Source organism: Bradyrhizobium sp. CFUWI, assembly GCF_056429085.1.
On record NZ_JBWJZE010000007.1, the window covers coordinates 275,174 to 292,123 of the forward strand.

The 16,950-nt window shown below is 64.4% G+C and carries 22 protein-coding genes; 9 read left to right on the forward strand and 13 right to left on the reverse strand.

The window, feature by feature from the left end:
* The first annotated feature begins 145 nt into the window (after positions 1–145).
* On the forward strand, positions 146–1,114 hold the full coding sequence (locus tag AC066S_RS17930) for a helix-turn-helix domain-containing protein (RefSeq protein ID WP_126255566.1): 969 nt from the start codon (positions 146–148) through the stop codon (positions 1,112–1,114).
* A gap of 57 nt (positions 1,115–1,171) precedes the next feature.
* Here the strand turns inward: AC066S_RS17930 and AC066S_RS17935 are convergent, their stop codons facing one another.
* The 5 genes from AC066S_RS17935 to AC066S_RS17955 form a co-directional block, all read right to left on the reverse strand.
* Positions 1,172–1,597 carry a hypothetical protein gene (locus AC066S_RS17935; RefSeq protein WP_135169665.1) on the reverse strand — a complete coding sequence of 142 codons (426 nt, stop codon included), beginning with the start codon at positions 1,595–1,597 and terminating at the stop codon, positions 1,172–1,174.
* Between the two features lie 117 nt (positions 1,598–1,714).
* A complete protein-coding gene (locus AC066S_RS17940) occupies positions 1,715–2,716 on the reverse strand; it encodes a tripartite tricarboxylate transporter substrate binding protein (RefSeq protein WP_135169664.1) in 1,002 nt (333 codons plus the stop codon).
* Positions 2,717–2,881: 165 nt separating this feature from the next.
* Positions 2,882–3,817 carry a type 2 periplasmic-binding domain-containing protein gene (locus tag AC066S_RS17945; RefSeq protein WP_126255569.1) on the reverse strand — a complete coding sequence of 312 codons (936 nt, stop codon included), beginning with the start codon at positions 3,815–3,817 and terminating at the stop codon, positions 2,882–2,884.
* Entirely contained in the window at positions 3,814–4,170 is a 357-nt protein-coding gene (locus tag AC066S_RS17950) for a c-type cytochrome (protein ID WP_135169663.1), read from the reverse strand. Before AC066S_RS17950 ends, AC066S_RS17945 begins: the two co-directional genes overlap by 4 nt.
* An 11-nt stretch (positions 4,171–4,181) precedes the next feature.
* Positions 4,182–5,846 carry a methanol/ethanol family PQQ-dependent dehydrogenase gene (locus AC066S_RS17955; protein WP_126255571.1) on the reverse strand — a complete coding sequence of 555 codons (1,665 nt, stop codon included), beginning with the start codon at positions 5,844–5,846 and terminating at the stop codon, positions 4,182–4,184.
* A 328-nt stretch (positions 5,847–6,174) separates the two neighbouring features.
* Here AC066S_RS17955 and AC066S_RS17960 point away from each other — a divergent pair, with 328 nt between their 5' ends.
* The 5 genes from AC066S_RS17960 to AC066S_RS17980 all read left to right on the forward strand — a co-directional run bounded on the left by AC066S_RS17960 (position 6,175) and on the right by AC066S_RS17980 (position 8,726).
* Positions 6,175–6,567 carry an EF-hand domain-containing protein gene (locus AC066S_RS17960; protein WP_126255572.1) on the forward strand — a complete coding sequence of 131 codons (393 nt, stop codon included), beginning with the start codon at positions 6,175–6,177 and terminating at the stop codon, positions 6,565–6,567.
* Positions 6,568–6,702: 135 nt separating this feature from the next.
* Positions 6,703–7,041 carry a hypothetical protein gene (locus AC066S_RS17965; RefSeq protein WP_126255573.1) on the forward strand — a complete coding sequence of 113 codons (339 nt, stop codon included), beginning with the start codon at positions 6,703–6,705 and terminating at the stop codon, positions 7,039–7,041.
* Between the two features lie 228 nt (positions 7,042–7,269).
* On the forward strand, positions 7,270–7,350 hold the full coding sequence (gene pqqA, locus AC066S_RS17970) for a pyrroloquinoline quinone precursor peptide PqqA (RefSeq protein ID WP_008562446.1): 81 nt from the start codon (positions 7,270–7,272) through the stop codon (positions 7,348–7,350).
* Between the two features lie 24 nt (positions 7,351–7,374).
* Complete coding sequence (locus AC066S_RS17975) at positions 7,375–8,280, forward strand: hypothetical protein (RefSeq protein WP_135169662.1); 906 nt, start codon at positions 7,375–7,377, stop codon at positions 8,278–8,280.
* A 236-nt stretch (positions 8,281–8,516) separates the two neighbouring features.
* A complete protein-coding gene (locus AC066S_RS17980; RefSeq protein WP_135169661.1) occupies positions 8,517–8,726 on the forward strand; it encodes a hypothetical protein in 210 nt (69 codons plus the stop codon).
* Positions 8,727–8,875: 149 nt separating this feature from the next.
* Here the strand turns inward: AC066S_RS17980 and AC066S_RS17985 are convergent, their stop codons facing one another.
* From AC066S_RS17985 to AC066S_RS18005, 5 genes are read right to left on the reverse strand one after another with little or no spacing between them, the layout of a single operon-like run.
* The gene (locus AC066S_RS17985; RefSeq protein ID WP_126255576.1) at positions 8,876–9,223 is read right to left on the reverse strand and encodes a hypothetical protein; all 348 of its coding nucleotides are present in this window, start codon (positions 9,221–9,223) and stop codon (positions 8,876–8,878) included.
* 26 nt (positions 9,224–9,249) lie between these two features.
* Complete coding sequence (locus tag AC066S_RS17990) at positions 9,250–10,044, reverse strand: pentapeptide repeat-containing protein (RefSeq protein WP_167767530.1); 795 nt, start codon at positions 10,042–10,044, stop codon at positions 9,250–9,252.
* A gap of 48 nt (positions 10,045–10,092) precedes the next feature.
* Positions 10,093–10,833, reverse strand: coding sequence for an ABC transporter ATP-binding protein (locus AC066S_RS17995; protein ID WP_135169659.1), 741 nt, complete (start codon positions 10,831–10,833; stop codon positions 10,093–10,095).
* The gene (locus AC066S_RS18000; RefSeq protein WP_126255579.1) at positions 10,823–11,560 is read right to left on the reverse strand and encodes an ABC transporter permease; all 738 of its coding nucleotides are present in this window, start codon (positions 11,558–11,560) and stop codon (positions 10,823–10,825) included. The genes AC066S_RS17995 and AC066S_RS18000 overlap by 11 nt, the downstream gene beginning before the upstream one ends.
* A 1-nt stretch (position 11,561) precedes the next feature.
* Positions 11,562–12,560 (reverse strand): ABC transporter substrate-binding protein, encoded by a 999-nt coding sequence (locus AC066S_RS18005; protein WP_167767552.1) that lies wholly within the window; start codon positions 12,558–12,560, stop codon positions 11,562–11,564.
* A gap of 87 nt (positions 12,561–12,647) precedes the next feature.
* Here AC066S_RS18005 and AC066S_RS18010 point away from each other — a divergent pair, with 87 nt between their 5' ends.
* Positions 12,648–13,007: a hypothetical protein gene (locus AC066S_RS18010; RefSeq protein ID WP_126255580.1), complete on the forward strand. Its 360-nt coding sequence runs from the start codon at positions 12,648–12,650 to the stop codon at positions 13,005–13,007.
* A gap of 118 nt (positions 13,008–13,125) precedes the next feature.
* Here AC066S_RS18010 and AC066S_RS18015 read toward each other — a convergent pair whose 3' ends face one another.
* Both AC066S_RS18015 and AC066S_RS18020 read right to left on the reverse strand, forming a co-directional pair.
* On the reverse strand, positions 13,126–13,944 hold the full coding sequence (locus tag AC066S_RS18015; protein ID WP_126255581.1) for a quinoprotein dehydrogenase-associated SoxYZ-like carrier: 819 nt from the start codon (positions 13,942–13,944) through the stop codon (positions 13,126–13,128).
* A gap of 109 nt (positions 13,945–14,053) precedes the next feature.
* Positions 14,054–14,980, reverse strand: coding sequence for a quinoprotein relay system zinc metallohydrolase 2 (locus tag AC066S_RS18020; RefSeq protein ID WP_135169657.1), 927 nt, complete (start codon positions 14,978–14,980; stop codon positions 14,054–14,056).
* Positions 14,981–15,107: 127 nt separating this feature from the next.
* Here AC066S_RS18020 and AC066S_RS18025 point away from each other — a divergent pair, with 127 nt between their 5' ends.
* Both AC066S_RS18025 and AC066S_RS18030 read left to right on the forward strand, forming a co-directional pair.
* A complete protein-coding gene (locus AC066S_RS18025; protein WP_135169656.1) occupies positions 15,108–15,989 on the forward strand; it encodes a substrate-binding domain-containing protein in 882 nt (293 codons plus the stop codon).
* Complete coding sequence (locus AC066S_RS18030) at positions 15,986–16,543, forward strand: PQQ-dependent catabolism-associated CXXCW motif protein (protein ID WP_135169655.1); 558 nt, start codon at positions 15,986–15,988, stop codon at positions 16,541–16,543. The genes AC066S_RS18025 and AC066S_RS18030 overlap by 4 nt, the downstream gene beginning before the upstream one ends.
* Positions 16,544–16,596: 53 nt before the next feature.
* On the opposite strand, the gene AC066S_RS18035 is transcribed toward AC066S_RS18030, so the two are convergent.
* Complete coding sequence (locus AC066S_RS18035; protein WP_126255585.1) at positions 16,597–16,896, reverse strand: copper-binding protein; 300 nt, start codon at positions 16,894–16,896, stop codon at positions 16,597–16,599.
* Positions 16,897–16,950 lie beyond the last annotated feature (54 nt).

The following is a 16,950-nucleotide window of genomic DNA, read 5'->3' on the forward strand; positions in this document are numbered from 1 at the left end:
TTCAAGGGTGGCAATGGAATGGTGGCGCTCGTGCCAACAGACCGCTCAAATTCGAGGTAAACGTCACGCAATCACGGCTGAGGGCTTCAGCAAGCGCTGGTCGCGATTCGCGTCGAATCTCCGGATCAAAACAGTGGCTGGATTGATGTCCGACACCATTCACACGCTCTCGACGACCGGTATGACGCCGAAGCGCCAGATCCAGAGCTGGATCGACGGGCTGACGAGCCTGTGCGGGCATTTCGATGTCGATCCGCTGGAAGCATCCTCGCTCGAAGGCCGCATCGACTACACGAGCGTCTCGCGCCTGAAGCTCTGCCAGATCGAGGTGAGCCAGCATCGCATCGCGCACACGCTGGCACGCGCCAAGGCCAATGAGCACCCCTACATCAAGATTCACTTCCAGACCTACGGCGTGTCTTATTTCGAACAGGAAGGCCGCCACATCGAGATCAACCCAGGCGATATCATCGCCTATGACGTCTCCTGCCCGCATTCGATCATCAGCCCGGCCTTCACGCGTCACGACGTGGTGATCGTGCCGAAGGCGCTGCTGCGCGACCGCGGCTTCCCCTCGCAGCGGATGCCCGCCTGCAAGCTGTCGGCGAAGACGGGCACGGGGCGGATCGCCCACGATTTCGTCCATGCGACCTTTGACGAAGCGGCCAAGCTGTCGGCGAACAGCGCGGTCGGCGTCGCCGATTCGCTGATCGACCTGCTGCTGCTGCCGCTGCGCGAAGCCGACACGATGTTCGACCGGGTCGGGCCCGAAGCGATGTATGTGCGCGCGCAGTTCTTCATCCGCGAGCATCTGCGCGATCCGGATCTGTGCATCGACCAGATCTCCGCCGAGCTCGGCTGCTCCAAGCGCTATCTGCACATGCTGTTCTCGGAGCGCGGCACCACGGTGAGCGACTACATCTGGCAGGCGCGGTTGCAGAACTGCCGCCAGGAGCTCGAGGCTCACGCCGGCAAGACCATCACCGACGTCGCGTTCTCCTGGGGCTTCTCCAGCTCATCGCATTTCAGCCGCGTATTCCGGAAATATTTCGGTGTGGTGCCGTCCTCGATCCACAAGGCGCAGCAGAGCGCGGCGAACTCGAACGAGCATTAGATCAGACGGTGGCGAAGCCGCTGCGGCAATCACGTCGCTCGACCGACCAAATGCCGCTCACGCCGACGCGGAAATGTAGGGAATGCTGGCCAGGAGAGCGGCAAGCAGCACGGCGTTGCAGAGCATTCCGCTCCAATGCAGCCGGCGCAGCCGACCTGCGGCACTGGTATCGCCGGCTTCGCTGGCGCTGAGCTGTTCGTCCATCCGCTGCAAGAACCAGCGGCGCCCGCCGATCGCGAGAGCTGCAAGCAAGCCAACGCCGATCGCGGCGAGCGGGCGACCATCGAGCAGCAAAGCCACCGTCGCGATGAGTCCGGCAACGCGCATTGCCAGAAAATGGGCGTTGAACATTCCGCGCAGCAGCTGCGCGACGGGCGGGATATCGAGCTTCACCAGCAGGAAGGCGGGCGAGGCCAGCGTGAAATAGCCCATCGGAAAGAGCAGGATGATCATAACGGCGACGGCGACTGCATCCGGTGTCATGCGATCGGCCCATGTTGTCCGCAGAGGCGGGCAATCATAGCGGCAAAATGCGTGTCCGGCACTAGGCTTTGGTCGAACGCCGGGCCGCGAAGGGGCGACCGGCGCTGGCCCGGAGACTCAGGCCGGCTCGAGGCCGAGGGACTTCGCGCTCTCGATCCAGATCGGCAATTCGCGTTGATAGAGTTCGTTGGTCTCCTTGAAGCCGATGGCGGGCTCGAGCACGAAGGTCGTGAGAACCTCCTTCACTTTCGGATCGTTGTTGGCCGCGACGCAGAGCTCCGCGAGGCGGTCGACCACTGGCTGCGGCGTCGCCTTAGGCACGGCCCAGCCGGTGAATCCGCTTACGGTGAAGAATTTCGACGTCGCGCCCTGCTCCGGGAGGGTCTTGATGGTCGGGATCGTGTCGACCTTCTTCGAATGCACCGCGAACACGGTGCCGCGATCGCTTTGCAGGACCGACTGGGCAGCCGTGTAGCTTCCCATGGCGGCATCGAGCGTGCCTTCGAGCATCCCGGTCCACATCGGGGCCTCGCCGCGGTAATGGATCGGCTCGATGTTGAGACCGTACTGCTTGTTGAGCTCGTTGATCGTCATGTGCGGGGCCGAGCCCGCGCTGTAGGTGCCGAAATTCACCTTGCCGCTCTTGCGCGCGAAGGCGACGAAATCCTCCAGCGTCTTGACCCCGGTTTTCGGGTTGGCCACCAGCAACAGGCCGGCGCCCGGAATGACGCTGACGAGGGTCAGATCCTTGTCCATGTCGTAGCCGGGATTTTTCATCACCACCCGGTTTATGATGTAAGTGGTCGAGATCGAGCACAGGATGGTGTGGCCGTCCGGCTCGGCGCGGGCGACCTCCGCCGTGCCGATCGCGCCGGAAGCGCCGGGCTTGTTCTCGACGACCACGGTCTTGCCGACCTGCTTGGAGATGAATTCGCCATAGGCGCGCGCGAGCAGGTCGGTCTGCCCGCCGGCAGGATAGCTGCAAATCATGCGGATCTGCCGCGTTGGCCAGGTGCCTTGTGATGCGGCTTGCGCCGAGGCGCTGCGCGAGACGAAAGGCATCGCGAATGCGCCGGCTCCGGCGGCGATGAAGTGGCGGCGATCAATCTTCTTGGACATGATTCTCTCCCGATTCCGGGCAGGGTACTGCACCAGGCCGGCGCTGCCATGGGCGTCAGGCGAGACAGATTGGCGCATTCCGTCGGACAGGGGTGTGACATGGCGAGCGCGGCGTTCGTGCCCCGGACGCAGCGCAGCGCTGCCGGCAGAGCCTGGCCTTGCCAGTCACCGCTGAATGATCTTGGTCCAGACGTCGCCCAGAATGGCGGGCTCGCGCGGCGGCAGATAGGTGAGGCCGGCCTGCCTGCCGAATTCGGCGATCCTGCCCTCGGCCGCGAGGGCGCTCAGCGCCTTGTTGACGGCCTCGATCAGCGCGCCGTCGCTGGCAAGCCCGACATAGCCGCGATTGGCGCCGATCGGATAGTAATAGCCGGACGCCGTGATCGCCGTGTCGGGGTGCGCGGCGCGATGGGCGTCGAAGCGGGCGAGATCGATCAGGGTCGCGTCATGGTCGCCGCGCTCGAGAGCGCCCAGGAGATCGTCGCGGCCGGGGACGAGATGGGTGATGCTGTCGATCAGCCGCCCCTTGTCGAAGGTCATCAGGATGGCGTCGCCGAGCGAGCCGCTTTCGATGACTAGGCGAAGCCCGGCAAGATCGCCGATGTCGCCGATCTTGCGGCCCTTGGCCTTCGGCCCCAGCGCCACCGTCATCGGCGAATAGATGTAGGGCTGGCTTGGCGCGAGCACGCCGAGGGCGACGCGGCGCCGCCGGTCGTCGCGTGTGGCCCCGGCGAAGTCCGGCAGGCGCGCCGTCTTCATCCCGGGAACGACGAGCGAATCCTGCGTCAGCGCGTAGCCGCCGACCAGCGAGCAGCGCCCATCGGAGAGCAGCGCGTTGGCCTCGAGCTGCGGGCTGGAATCCTCATCGAGCCTGCTCTCGAACCATTGGATCGCGAGCGGCCGTCGCAGGCGTTCGGCCACGGCCTGCGCCAGCAGTACGTCGAAGCCGGCATCCGGCTTGCCCTTTCGATGCACCGACAGCGGCGGCCGGTCTTCATCGAGACATATCTTGAGCGGATCCTCGGCGGCGGCCGCGCTCGCAACGAGAGGCGCTGCCAAGAGGATCGCCGCGACGCTCCAGATGGAGAGGCATCGTCTCATGGCTTTCTCCGGCTGGAGACGAACGCCCAGAGATTCCCGATCTCGTCGTCTGAGAGGATATCGCCCCAGGGCGGCATCTTGTTGTTCTTGCCGTTCTTCACGGTGGTGACGAAGCGCGTCTTGTCGTCGGGAATGGCGCGCAGGTCCGGCGTGATTGTACCAGAGTTCATCAGATTGGGGCCGTGGCAGTGCGAGCATTTCGAGGCATAGGTCGACTTGCCATGGTCGATCTGAGCCTGCAATGGATTGCCGTTCGCGTCGTCCGCGGCACGAACGGTCGCCGCAAGCGCGACCGCCAGCACCGCGACGGTGGCGAGGCTCGCCACCGTCTTGTGAGAGATCAGTTTCAGCATCGCAGCCGTGGTTACTGCTTGACTGCAAAGACCCAGAGCGAACCGCCGGGCGGCACCTTGGCAAGCCGCTCGTCGCCGGAGAACAGTGAGTAGACGCCGCCATAGCCGCTCGTCACGGCGACGTACTGCACTCCATCCTGCTGCCAGGTCACGGGCTGTCCCTCGATGCCGGAGCCGGTCTGGAACTGCCAGAGCTTCTTGCCGGTGTCGGCGTCGAAGGCCTCGAACTCGCCGGTCAGTGCGCCTGAGAACACGACGCCGCCCGCGGTCGACAGCACGCCCGAGAAGCGCGGAATGTCGCTCGGCGCTTCCCACTTCGATTTGCCGGTCATGGGATCGATGGCCTTGAGATGACCGCGCGGCCCGTCCCCGTACTCCCAGAGATCGGTCAGATCCATGCCGAGATACCATTCACCCTGCTTGTAGGTGACGGGCTCGGTCTTGTACCTGCCGCCGAAGGCGAGCGTATTGGCATAGGCGAGGCCAGTTTGCGGATTGAACGACATCGGCTCCCAGTTCTTGCCGCCGAGGATGGACGGATAGACCGTCACCTTCTTGCCCTCGCGCGCGTCCTTGGAAATGTCGGTCTCGATCGGACGGCCCGTCTTCATGTCGACGCCGGTCGCCCAGTTCACCTTGACGTAAGGATTGGCCGCGAGCAGCTTGCCGTTGGTGCGGTCGAGCACGTAGAAGAAGCCGTTGCGGTTGGCATTCAGCAGCGCCTTGGTCGGCTTGCCCTCGATCGTCATGTCGGCAAGCACCATCTCGGCGACGGCGTCGTAGTCGAACGGATTGTTCGGCGAGAACTGGTAGTGCCACTTGATCTTGCCGGTCTTCGGATCCAGTGCCAGCACCGAGCAGGTGTAGAGATTGTCACCGGGCCGGACCGCAGAATTGAACGGGCCGGGATTGCCGATGCCCCAATAGATCGTGTTCAGTTCCGGATCGTAAGAGCCCGTGATCCAGGTCGAGCCGCCGCCGAGCTTCCAGGTGTCACCCTTCCAGGTGTCACCGCCGGGCTCCTCCGGCGAGGGGATCGAATGGGTGCGCCAGAGGTGCTTACCCGTCGCGGGCTCCCAGCCGTCGATGAAGCCGCGCGTGCCGAACTCGGCGCCGGAGATGCCGGTGATAACGACGCCGTCGGCGACCAGCGGGGCGACCGTCATCGAATAGCCTTCCTTGATGTCGGCCGCCTTCTGCCGCCACAGCTCCTTGCCGTTCTTGGCGTCGATGGCGACCACGTGGGCATCGAGCGTCGTACGGAACAACTTGCCCTCGTGAATCGCGACGCCGCGGTTGATGATACCGCAGCAGACGATTCGCGGCGTCTCCGCCGGATATTCGATCTTGCTCTTCCAGATCTGCTTGCCAGTCTTGGCATCGACGGCCATCGTGGCATTGTGCGAGGTCACGTAGATGACGCCCTGATAGACGATGGGCTGGGATTCCTCACTCCGATCGTCATTGAAACTGTAATTCCAGACCGGGACGAGATTTTTGACCGTGTCCTTGTTGATCTGTTTCAGCGTCGAGAAACGCTGAAGATGGTAGCCCATCCCGTAATTGAGAACATTCGATGTGTCGGTCGCGCCCTTGACCAGTTGCTCGGTGGTCTGTGCACTTGCACACGTCGACGCAAGCATGACGAGGCCCGCGGCCATCGCAAAGCGTTTCATCCGTCCCTCCCAATATGCGCGCCTTTTGACGCTGCGGCACTAACACTCCGTCGGAAACAAAAACGCGTCAATACGAAAGTCGCAAGTGTCGTGCCGATATCGGCGAATGCAATTGCCGGTCACCTCATGGAAACCGGCCGACTTGTGCAGAGACGCTGGGGAAATTCCGCGCCGCAACGCAGCTCCGATCCAGTGGGCTGGTCGAGCCGCGGGGATTCGTGAGTTGTGGCGCGCGCAAGTTGTAATTCCGGACTTGAATCAGACCCGCTTGCGGATTTATCTCGTTGCTGACCCGTCCCGCACCGGGGCTCTTTGTCTGGAGGTCTTGATGATTTCGCGTCGCTCAGTTGCACTTGCGCTCTCGATTGCATTGTTGTCGGGTCCGGCGTGGCCGGCCTCCGGCAATGCGGTCAAATTGTTCGATACCGACAACGACGGCACGCTCGATCTGGCCGAGGTCAAGAAGGCGGCGGCCGGATTGTTCGCAAAGCTCGATCCGGATCGCGACGGCACGCTCGATGCGCGCGAATTGCGCGGACGGTTGACGGCGAAAGAGCTCGCCGCCGCCGATCCCGACCGCGACGGGACACTGACGCTCGACGAATACCTGTCCGTGGTCGAGCAGCGCTTCAATGCGGCCAACCCCGACAAGGATGGAACGCTGGATGCGAAGGAGCTGAACTCGCGTGCCGGCCGCGCGCTTGTGCGATTGTTGCGCTGAGCGGGACGAGACAATCGGAACAAACGTGACGAGGGCGGCTTTTTGCGAGCCGGCACTCGGAACATCGGGCAGCTCGGTCTGTTCTCTCCGCGATATCCTGCCCGGCGCCGGGGCCGCGCGGCGGGAGAAGAGGAGATGCAGATGAACACGAAACATTCCGTTCTTGCCGCCTGCGCGATCCTGACTCTGAGCGCCGGCCTCGCCGTCGCCGGCCCGTGCAACACGGGCAGTGCCAGCACCGACAAGGATGCTGGCTCTGGTCCGGTCACCGTGGGCGCAGCGCAATCGCACTCGTCCGGTTCGGCCGGCGACTCCAGCCAGCATCCGCCGACCAGCACGATGAATCGTGCCAGCGGCGAAACGCCGGCGTCGTCCGAAGATGCGCAGCGGCAAATGCAGAGCGAGCCGACGGCGGCTCAGCGGGCCGAAGGCGCCAAGCCGAGCGGCTCGGCAACGGCCGACAAGGACTGCTGACGGCGCGGTATCGTTCGTGTCGATTCGACGCGCGGTGCGTCGCACAGCCAGCGTTTCCGCAGGTCGTGCTTGACCAAGAGAGAACTGGCTTTGTCCGAGAGAGAAATGCAGCCGCGAAGAATCGACACAGACGCGCTCGGCAGGCGAATCGAGGCTTGAACTGCATCTGAGGCAGCCCTAGGTTTTGCGCCGCGCGATGTCGCGCTCAATACCTTGGGGAGACCCCGAATGGCTTGGAAAGCTCCGAAGATCGTGGAAGTGCCGGTCGGCATGGAAATCAACATGTACGCCTGCGCTTCGCGCAAGTAAGACTGACGACCTGCCGCGGCTTCGATGGCAAACGCCGTCGAAGCCGTGGTAGTGTCGGGAATGCGCGCGAGAGCCAACAGCTTCTGGACTATTGCTGCCTGCGCGGTCGCGCTGACACCGGCGCATGTGCATGCCGAGGATGGCTTCGATACCGAGCACATCTTCGGCTTCATGATCGGCACCGATGTCGGCAATCCCGGCGAGCGCGAATTCCAGAGCCAGACCACGGGACGCTTCGGCAAGGGCGGCGGCAGATATCGCGCCCTCGAGAACGAATTCGAGATCGAGGTCGTGCCGCTGCCGAACTTCCGCATCGAGGTCGGCGGCACCGCGAGCTTGCACGACATCACCGGCGTCCCCGATATCGACGACCGCCGCCAGTTCAATTTCCAAGGCGCCTCGCTCGATCTGCGCTACCGCCTGCTCGACCGCGCGCGTGCGCCGTTCGGCCTCACCATCGCAACCGAGCTCCATGGCGACCGCATCGACGAGACCAGCGGCGCGAAAGGGCGGATGTACGGCACCGAATTCACGCTGGCGTTCGACCGCGAACTCATTCCGAACTTCGCCATCGGCGCTCTCAACCTGATCTATCAACCGGAATGGGCGCGCTTCGAGGTGGCGGGCGTGTCCGAGAAGAGCTCGACGGTCGGGGCGGCATTGGCCGGCCTCGTGCGTGTGCGGTCCAACGTGCTGCTCGGCGGGGAGCTGCGCTACTTCCGGCAATATGAGGGGATCGGCCTTGGCGAGTTTTCCGGCCAGGCCCTGTTCGTCGGCCCGACCGCTTATTTCCAATTGTCCGAGCGCTCACGGCTGACCTTGAGCTGGAGCACGCAGGCCTGGGGACGTCCGGCCGGATCGGGCGGAAATCTCGACCTCGTCAATTTCGAACGCCACCAGGCCCGGATGGTGTTCGGGGTGAACTTCTAGAAGGTGGGCGTCATGCCCGGGCTTGTCCCGGGCATCCACGTTCTTTAGGCCGTGAGTCAAGGCGTGGATGGCCGGGACAAGCCCGGCCATGACGATGTGGCGGCGTTTTGCGTTTCGCCAGCAGCGAACTGACTGAGCCAGTTCCAGCTCATTCCCCCCGCCAAATTGAAACTTACCTCTCCATCGAGCGTAGCTCTTTGTGCTAATCTTAGTCGCCCTTGCGAGAGGATCCCGGCATGAGCCCGATTGACCTGGTGGTGACTGTGTGTGCGGTACTCTCGCCGGCGACCTGCGAGGAGCAGCATCTGATGTTCAGCTATGATGGGTCGCCGCGGCAATGCGCGATGGCCGCGCCGCCCTATATCGCGCGATGGGTCGGCGAGCATCCGAAGTGGCAGGCGGTGCGGTGGCGCTGCGAATATCCGCACCCGAACGACAAGGCGTGAGCCGCGGGCGTTGATCGGGCCGAGTCACGGGCAGTAGCCCCTCATCCTGGAGAGCCGCGTAGCGGCGTCTCGAAGGATCGGGGCCGAGCTGCATCAGCCGGGCCTTCATGGTTCGAGACGCGCTTCGCGCTCCTCACCATGAGGGGTAGCTATTTGGTGCAGTCCTTCAAATCCTTGTCGGCGATCGAGAACACTGCGTCGGCCCTGATCTCGATGTCGCGGACCACGCATTGGCGTCCGTTGGGATAGCCGACCTTGGCATCGTAGCGGCCGGGCTCGACGCCGGTGATGCGCAGCCGCTCGTCGTGGTCGACCTCCTTGTCCTTGTCGTTCAGGCATTGGTTCGGGCCCCAGTCGGTCTTGCCGGCCGGTGAGAGCTGGAATCCGGAGATCGTCTCCGTCGTCAGGTTCCAGAGCCTTACGCCCTTGCCCTTGGTCTGCGCGGCGGCGTCGCCGGCAAGCGTCGACAACGCGATCAATGCCAGAACCCAACGCATCAAGCAGTCCTCCCACAGGCGCGCCGTCATTCCCTGATCAGGCGTTCGCGGTTCTTTGCCTTGTCGAAATTTTTGGCGCGGTCAAGGCCGATCGGCGCGATCAGCTTCGCCGAGGCGAGATCGGCGCCGTCGAAATCGGCGTCGATGACGATGGCGCCGGTCAGATCGGCCCCGCCGAGTTGAGCGTTTTTCAGCGATGCACCGCTCAGGTCGGCGCCCCTGAGGACTGCGAATTCAAGGTCGACGCGTGACAAATCGGCGTTGCGTGCGTTCAGCCGTTCCATATTGGCGGATCTCAGCACCGCGCGCATCAGCCCCATCGACTGGTTGCGCATGTCGGCACCGAGATTCGCATCCGCGATCGACGTGCCGACCATGCTCGCGCCGGTGAGATCTGCCGTGATGCGCGCACCAGTCAGATCGGCGCCGTCGAGGCGAGCACGTGCCATCTGTGACGCGAACAAATTGGCGCCCTTCAGACTCGCGCCCGTGAGATCTGCCTCCAGCAGCCACGCCTGATCGAGGATCGCGCCATCAAGCCGGGCACCGGCGAGTTTCGTCTTGTTGAGCCGTGCCGCACGGAGAATTGCGTTGGCCAGGTCGAGACCACTGAGATCGAGCCCCGATAACCGCTTGCCGGTCAAATCGGCGGGGGCGCCGGCGCTCGCTTTGGCCAGCGCGGCCTCGACCTCCTGCCGGCTCATCTCGGCGGAGACCATGGCGGGCGACGTCAGATCGACATCGCGCATCATGTCCTGCGCACGCGTCGTTGTCGCGAGCAGAGCAAGGCCAAGTGCCGTCAGGGCGATCCTTCGCTTCATCAGCAGACTCCGCTGCGACCCAGTTTAGCACGGGCCTCGCGCGGTTGCCTATGAGACATCCCGCCCGGCGTGAACGCCGCCTTGTTCCGCCTGGATGCGCCGTGCAAGCTCGGTCCTCATCGCCGCAATCTCGGCTTCGCTGCGCGCGGCGCGCGGGATGGCGATCGGAAGCTCCTGTACGATCCGTGCGGGACGCGGCGACAAGAAGAACAGACGGTCGCCGAGCCGGATCGCATCGTCGAGACTATGGGTCACGAGCAGCGTCATCACCGGTCGTCGCGCCACCAGCATTGCGATCTCGTCGCGCAAGCGGCCGGCGAGGGCGTCGTCGAGCGAGGCGAGGGGTTCGTCGAGCACCAGGAGGTCAGGCTCGACCGCGAAAGCGCGGGCGAGCGCGACGCGCCGGGCAAGACCAAGCGACAACTCACCGGGAAAGTGGCTGCGATGCGCTTCGAGCTCCAGAATTCTGAACAGCTCCGACAGCTTCGGCTCGGTCACATCAGGGGCAGCCAGCCGCACATTCTGCTCGACCGAACGCCACGGCAGCAGCCGGGGCTCCTGGAACACCATTCCGATCCGCGCCCGCGGCGGCCGCGCGATATGGCCCCTGAAATCGCTATCGAGCCCGAGGATGATGCGCAGCATCGTGCTCTTGCCGCAGCCGGACGGACCGATGAGTACGCCGACCTCGCCGGGGCAGAGCGCGAACTTGAGCGGCGCGAGCACCTCGTGGGTCCCGCCCGCGGCACTCGTGAACGTCTTGCCCGCAATGTCGACCTCAAGCCGCACGAGGCCGCCACCGTGTTGTGCGGGCTTCGAACGGCTGCACCAGCAAGGTTTCGATCACGAGCACGACCGCGGCGAAAGTCAGCGAATAGGCGAGCAGCCGTGGCGTGTCGAACAGCTGGAAGGCGACGCCGATCTCGAAACCGACCCCGTTCGGACGTCCGAGCAGTTCGGCGACCAGCACGATCTTCCACACCAGCGACAGTCCGGAGCGGGCGGCGGCCGCGATATAGGGCGCAAGCTGCGGCAGCACGACATGGCGGAATGCGCGCCAGCGCGGCATCGCGAACACGCTTGCCATCTCGTCGAGCGAGCGGTCGAGCGCGCGGGTGCCCTCGCGCAGGGTGACGACGGCGGTCGGGAGCTTGTTGATGGCGATCGCTGCGATCGCAGCGGTCTCGGTCAGGCCGGCCCAGATATAGGCCAGCACGATCACGACCAGCGCGGGCAGGTTGAGCAGCAGGATCAGCCAGGGATCGCCGAGCCGGTCGGCGAGCCTGACCCGTCCCATCAGGTATCCGATGGCGCTGCCGAGCGACATTGCCAGCACGAAGGCGAGCGCGACGCGCGCCAGCGTGGCGCCGAGATGCAGGAACAGCGCGCCGGACGAGGCTTCCGCAATCATCACCTCGAGCACGGCCGGCGGGGACGGCAGCTTCGCGCCGCCGACGAACAGCGCGGCAATCCACCAGGACACGAGGAACAGGGCGAACGACAGAAGACGCAGCACCTCAGTCTCCAGGCACGGCGTGGTAGAACGTGCCGGGATCGAGCTCGGCCGCAGGGCCGACGAGGTCGCGGCCACCGATCTCGGCCAGCACGCGATACAGCACGCGCGCGTCTTGTTCCTCCTCAGCGATGCTCCGGCCTGGAATACCGTCGCGATAGCGCTCGCGATAGGTCTTGAGCAGGGTGACATCGCTCGTGCCGGTCAGCGGCGCGATCTTGTCCCAGGCCGCATCCGAGGTGGCCAGCAATTGCTTGGCCTTGCGGGTCATGGCGATGAAGCGCGCCACGGCGTCGCGATGGCTCGCGGCCCAATTCTCGTCGAAGACGTAACCGACCGCGGAGACGGCGCCCTTGGCGCCCAGATTCGGTAGAATGTCTTCGATGCCGGCGAGGCGCCTGAAACCCTTGGCTTCGAGCTGGGCACAGAAATTCCAGAAGTTGAGGCTCGCCTCCATCTCGCCGTCGAGCGCCTTGGCGGCGATCAGGGGCGGGGCGCCATAGACGATGGTCGCCTCCGACTTCAGGTCGATGCCATCCTGCTTCATGCGCGCCTGAAGCAGCAGCCAGCTCTTGTCGATCGCCCCGCCCGCGACGGCGAGCTTGCGGCCCTTCAAGTCGGCAAGCGACTTGATCGGCGATGAGGACGGCACCATCACCGCGCCGAGCGCACTGGAGTAGGGATAGAAGGTGAGCTTGGCACCGAGCGCGCGCTCGCGCGACACCCACAGCCAGTCCGACAGGATGATGTCGGCACTACCTGCGCGCATCGCGATCTTGCCGGCCTCGGTGCTTGCGAGCTCGTTGACCTCCAGCGCGAGGCCCGCTTCCTTGTCGAGCCCGTTCGCGCGGATCGCGGCCAGCTCCCAGGAGAATGTTCCGGTTTTCTGCACCGCAAGGCGGATCGTCTCCGCGGCGCGGCCGGGTGTGGCCAGCGTCAGCGCCAGCGTCGTCGCGAGCGCCAATGGTCGACCAAGTGCCCTTATCAGGCCAAGTGCTCTCATCACCTTGTGAGCCGTTTCCTCTGACAGAGTGCTTTTCAGGACAATACGCATAGCATAGCTTTGATCGCAACCAGCGGGAGGATGCGCATGAAACTGGCCGGACAGCTACGACCGATTGTCGCCGCATTGACGGTGCTGGCGGCGACGGCGTGCGTGGCGCGGGCCGAGGACGCCAACGATTATCCGACGTCGGCGCGCGCGGAGTACGTCTATGGCTGCATGAAGGCCAATGGCGAGAGCCGGCAGTCGATCGAGCAATGTTCCTGCTCGATCGACGTGGTGGCCTCGATCGTCCCCTATGAGCGCTATGTTACCGCGGAGACCGCGCTCAGCATGTCGCAGGTCCGCGGCAATCTCGGCGTCCAGTTCCGCACCTCGGAGCAGGCCAACACGGCAGTGAACGATCTGCGGCGGGCGCAGGCGGAAGCCGAGGTGAGGTGTTTTTGACGGTGCAGCAACCAACCGCATTCGTCATGCCCGGGCTTGTCCCGGGCATCCACGTTCTTGTGGTGAGGCGCGAAGTACGTGGATGGCCGGGACAAGCCGGCCATGACGGGTGAGGGACCTACGTCCCCGGCTTCTCGACATCCCACTCGTTGCGGAACACGTGTCCCTCGGTGTCCCTGGCTTCCGCACGGAAACGCTTGGCGCCGTTGGAGACATAGGTGAAGCGCAGGTTGGGATCTTCCGAGATCGAGATGCCGCCTTCCATCGACAGCACGGGGCTGTCGTCCTGCGTCAGCTTCAACTGGTTGATGAAGAAGGCGGGAATATAAAGCTGCGTGACCTGGTCCATCTGCAGGCCGGAATTGTTGGGATGGCCGATCATGATCTGCGCTTCGCGGACGCGGCTCGCCGGCGCCTCCTCGCGCGCGAATTGCCGGTAGCGCATCTTGCCGAGCCGGCTGTTGGCTTCCTCGACATTCTTTCCCGCCGGCGCCGAGCAGCCGCCGGAGGCCTTCACATAGACTTTCGAGACATAGAGCTGGCCGTCGCTGAGCTCGGCCACCGCATGGACGTCGGTGTAATTGTTGATACGCACGCGCGTCGAGATCTCGCTGACATTGGCATCGGCGCCGAGCTCGAACTTCGCCGCCATCGGCGCCGGGTTACGGTCGATCACGAGCGTGATCGAACGGATCCGGCGGCTGTCTGCGGGCGACAGCTTGCTGCGCAGGGTCACCGGCACGATCGCGGCGTCCTCGGCGCGATACGGCATCTCGATGCCGATGACGGCACTGCCGTCATTCATCGGACGGCCATTGAAGATGTCCTGCACCAGGCCCGGCCAGGGATCGTAGGCTTCTTCGGCCTGCACCGGCACAGCAAAGGCGAGACCGAGCAGTGCGGCGATCAGGGGCAGGCGGCGTGTGCATCGCGTCATGGTCGTGGTCCTCCGAGTCAGCGAAGCTGATCTCGTCCTCCGAGTCAGCGAAGCTGATCTCGTCCCCGGAGTCAGCGAAGCTGAACTCTTGCTTATCCTAGCGCGCCGGCTACTCCCATTCAATTTCCGAGAATGCTGCAGTCGCGTTCCGGGCGTTGTAATCGCCGAACAGCTCCCAGCGCGGTCGCTCCTCGGCGGCCGCCTTGTCGGCAGCGGCCCGGATCGGCTCGCCGTTCTTGTTCAGCGCGCGAACGTCGGACAGCAGCGTTGACAGGTAACGCCGTTCATCGGTCAACGCAGCAGGCCAGTCGCTCACGGGTCCGTGACCGGGAACGACGCGCTGCGCTGGAATGGCTTCCAACTCCTTCAACGTCTCGAGCCAACCGCGGATGCTGCCGTCCATGACCGGAATGTGGCGGAGAAAGACGAGGTCGCCCGCAAACAGGGTCTTGGTCGTCTCGTCGTACACGGTGACGTCGTTGTCGCTATGCCCGGCCCGCCAGGCGCGCAAGATCAGGCGACGCGATCCGAGATCGAGCGTCATCGTGTCTGAGACCAGGAGGGTTGGAGCAATGATCTTCACGGGATCGATCAACGCGCTGCCCATGATGCGGCGAAAATTGTCGAGATAGTGGGGCCCGCGCGTCGCGAGCGCCTGGGGCAGCTTGCTGTGGCCGACGAAGGTCGTGTCTGTGGCGGCGAAGGCCGCATTGCCGAAGACATGGTCGGGGTGGCCGTGGGTGTTGATGACATAGCGGATCGGCTTGGGCGTACGGGCCCGCACGGCCGCCAGCAGGGCCTCGCCTTCGCGCAAGCTGCCGCCCGTGTCGATGACAGCCACGGCATCATCGCCCACGATGAAGCCGACATTGGCGATGTCGCCCTCGTTCTCACGGGTCATCAGGGCAATGGCCCCGGAGTGTACGAAGATTCCCGGCGCGACTTCGCTCACAGGCAATTCGGCCGCCCCAGCCCGTGCTAGCGTTGCTGTCCCCAACAGGGACAAGGCTGCGATCACTCGAGCGATGCGAGACACTTTTCCGCCTCAGTTCAAAGGATTGGCTGCATTGCACTGCAACAAAGCAAAGCCAGCACAGTCTGGCAAAACATGGCGCGTCATGCGTTGCATGGATAGCATTCAAACAAAACGAGGAGGAAGCGCGATGACGAAGGCCGGACGACATCGTCGCTGGTTGTTTTCACTGTGGGTCGTGATTGCGTCCTGCGCGCTCGGCGAGGTCGCCATCGCGCAGACCAGTGACAGCGGCGACCTCTCGTTCGAGCTGGTCGACCCGAACGTGCTGCGCGTCTGTGCCGATCCACGCAATCTGCCGTTCTCGAACGAAAAGGGCGAGGGGTTCGAGAACAAGCTGGCCGAGCTGTTTGCAGACAGGCTCAAGAAGAAACTCGACTACGTCTTCTTCCCGCAGGCCACGGGCTTCGTGCGGATGACGCTGGGGGCGCATCGCTGCGATGTCATCATGGGCTTTCCGCAGGGCGACGATGTCGTGCAGGGCACCAATCCCTATTACCGCACGACCTATGCGCTGGTCGCCAAGACCGGCAGCGGGCTCGAGGACGTGGACACGCTCGAGGACCCGAAGCTGAAGGGCAAGCATGTCGGCATCGTCGCCGGAACGCCGCCGGCGACCAACATGGCCATTGCCGGCCTGATGGGCGATGCGAAGCCCTATCCGCTGATGATCGACACGCGCTACGAGAATTCGGCGCAGGCCATGATCGACGACCTCGCCGCCGGCAAGATCGACGCCGGCGTGCTGTGGGGTCCCATGGCCGGCTACTACGCGAAGAAGGTCGGCGCGCTTCATGTCACGCCGCTGGTGAAGGAGACCACAGGGCCGAAGCTGGTCTACCGTATCGGCATGGGCGTGCGTCCCGCCGACCAGAACTGGAAGCGACAGCTCAACAAGCTGATCCAGGAGAACCAGGGTGAGATCAACAAGATCCTGCTCGACTTCGGCGTACCGCTGCTCGACGAGAGCGATCGGCCGCTCAATGCGGAGACGGCCAAGAAGTCGCCATGAGGCGGCTTCCCGCCGTTGCGCTCGTCGCTGCCGCGTTGGCGGCGCCGGCTCTGGCGCAGCAGCAGGAGCCGTTCGAGCCCGAGAATTATCGCGCCGACAATTATCGCGCGCCGGTGCCGGCGACGCTGGCCGGCGCGCGCGTGCTCACAACGGCGGAAGCCGAAGCGATCTGGCGGGCGAAGAGCGGTGCGTTCGTCGACGTGCTGCCGCGCCCGCCGAAGCCGAAGAACCTTCCGGAAGGCACGGTGTGGCGCGATGCGCCGCACAGGAACATTCCGGGCAGCGTCTGGCTGCCGGATACCGGCTACGGATCTTTGCCGCCGGCGATGGATGATTATTTCCAGCGCGGGCTCGCTCATGTCTCGGGCGGCGACAAGGCCGCGCTGCTGGTGATCTACTGCCTGGCCGATTGCTGGATGTCCTGGAACGCCGCCAAACGCGCGCTGGCCTATGGCTATTCCAACATCGCCTGGTACCCCGACGGCACCGACGGCTGGGAGCGCGCCAAGCTTCCGACGGAAGAGGCGCAGCCGGAACCGCGGCCGGAGCAATAGGAGCGTGAACGCAGGGTCTGCTGCCTCGCCCCGCAAGCGAGGCGAAGCAGGCGCTACTGCTTCTGCAACTTCGTCAGAGTGCCGGTGCCGTTCGTTTCAGTTGCAGAATAGTTCACCCTGTCGCCGGCATGAACGGCGTCCAGCATCGCGGCGTCCTTGGCCTTGAACTCCTGGAGCGCGCCGGCACTTCCGGTGCTGGCGCCGACCGTGCCCTTTTGCGTCTGCTGGATCGAGATCGTGCCGTTGAGCCGATCGATCCGCATCACCATGCCGGTCATGTCGTCAGCAAGAGCGCTGGTTGCGAGCAGGCTGAGGGCCGCAGCACCCGCCCAGATAAATTTGGTGGTTCCCATCGAGGCCTCCCGACATCCTGGAGTTCACTTCGACAAGCCATCCTAGATCGATTT

Coding starts and splice junctions, on each gene's coding strand:
- AC066S_RS17985 (WP_126255576.1), bottom strand. CDS start 9,223: ATGCGTTGGGTTCTGGCATTGATCGCGTTGTCGACGCTTGCCGGCGAC.
- AC066S_RS17945 (WP_126255569.1), bottom strand. CDS start 3,817: ATGAGACGATGCCTCTCCATCTGGAGCGTCGCGGCGATCCTCTTGGCA.
- AC066S_RS18030 (WP_135169655.1), top strand. CDS start 15,986: ATGAGGCGGCTTCCCGCCGTTGCGCTCGTCGCTGCCGCGTTGGCGGCG.
- AC066S_RS17950 (WP_135169663.1), bottom strand. CDS start 4,170: ATGCTGAAACTGATCTCTCACAAGACGGTGGCGAGCCTCGCCACCGTC.
- AC066S_RS18015 (WP_126255581.1), bottom strand. CDS start 13,944: ATGACGCGATGCACACGCCGCCTGCCCCTGATCGCCGCACTGCTCGGT.
- AC066S_RS17975 (WP_135169662.1), top strand. CDS start 7,375: ATGGCAAACGCCGTCGAAGCCGTGGTAGTGTCGGGAATGCGCGCGAGA.
- AC066S_RS17930 (WP_126255566.1), top strand. CDS start 146: ATGTCCGACACCATTCACACGCTCTCGACGACCGGTATGACGCCGAAG.
- AC066S_RS17990 (WP_167767530.1), bottom strand. CDS start 10,044: ATGAAGCGAAGGATCGCCCTGACGGCACTTGGCCTTGCTCTGCTCGCG.
- AC066S_RS18035 (WP_126255585.1), bottom strand. CDS start 16,896: ATGGGAACCACCAAATTTATCTGGGCGGGTGCTGCGGCCCTCAGCCTG.
- AC066S_RS17955 (WP_126255571.1), bottom strand. CDS start 5,846: ATGAAACGCTTTGCGATGGCCGCGGGCCTCGTCATGCTTGCGTCGACG.
- AC066S_RS18005 (WP_167767552.1), bottom strand. CDS start 12,560: ATGAGAGCACTTGGCCTGATAAGGGCACTTGGTCGACCATTGGCGCTC.
- AC066S_RS18025 (WP_135169656.1), top strand. CDS start 15,108: ATGACGAAGGCCGGACGACATCGTCGCTGGTTGTTTTCACTGTGGGTC.
- AC066S_RS17965 (WP_126255573.1), top strand. CDS start 6,703: ATGCAGATGAACACGAAACATTCCGTTCTTGCCGCCTGCGCGATCCTG.
- AC066S_RS17940 (WP_135169664.1), bottom strand. CDS start 2,716: ATGTCCAAGAAGATTGATCGCCGCCACTTCATCGCCGCCGGAGCCGGC.
- AC066S_RS18010 (WP_126255580.1), top strand. CDS start 12,648: ATGAAACTGGCCGGACAGCTACGACCGATTGTCGCCGCATTGACGGTG.
- AC066S_RS17960 (WP_126255572.1), top strand. CDS start 6,175: ATGATTTCGCGTCGCTCAGTTGCACTTGCGCTCTCGATTGCATTGTTG.
- pqqA (WP_008562446.1), top strand. CDS start 7,270: ATGGCTTGGAAAGCTCCGAAGATCGTGGAAGTGCCGGTCGGCATGGAA.
- AC066S_RS17980 (WP_135169661.1), top strand. CDS start 8,517: ATGAGCCCGATTGACCTGGTGGTGACTGTGTGTGCGGTACTCTCGCCG.
- AC066S_RS17935 (WP_135169665.1), bottom strand. CDS start 1,597: ATGACACCGGATGCAGTCGCCGTCGCCGTTATGATCATCCTGCTCTTT.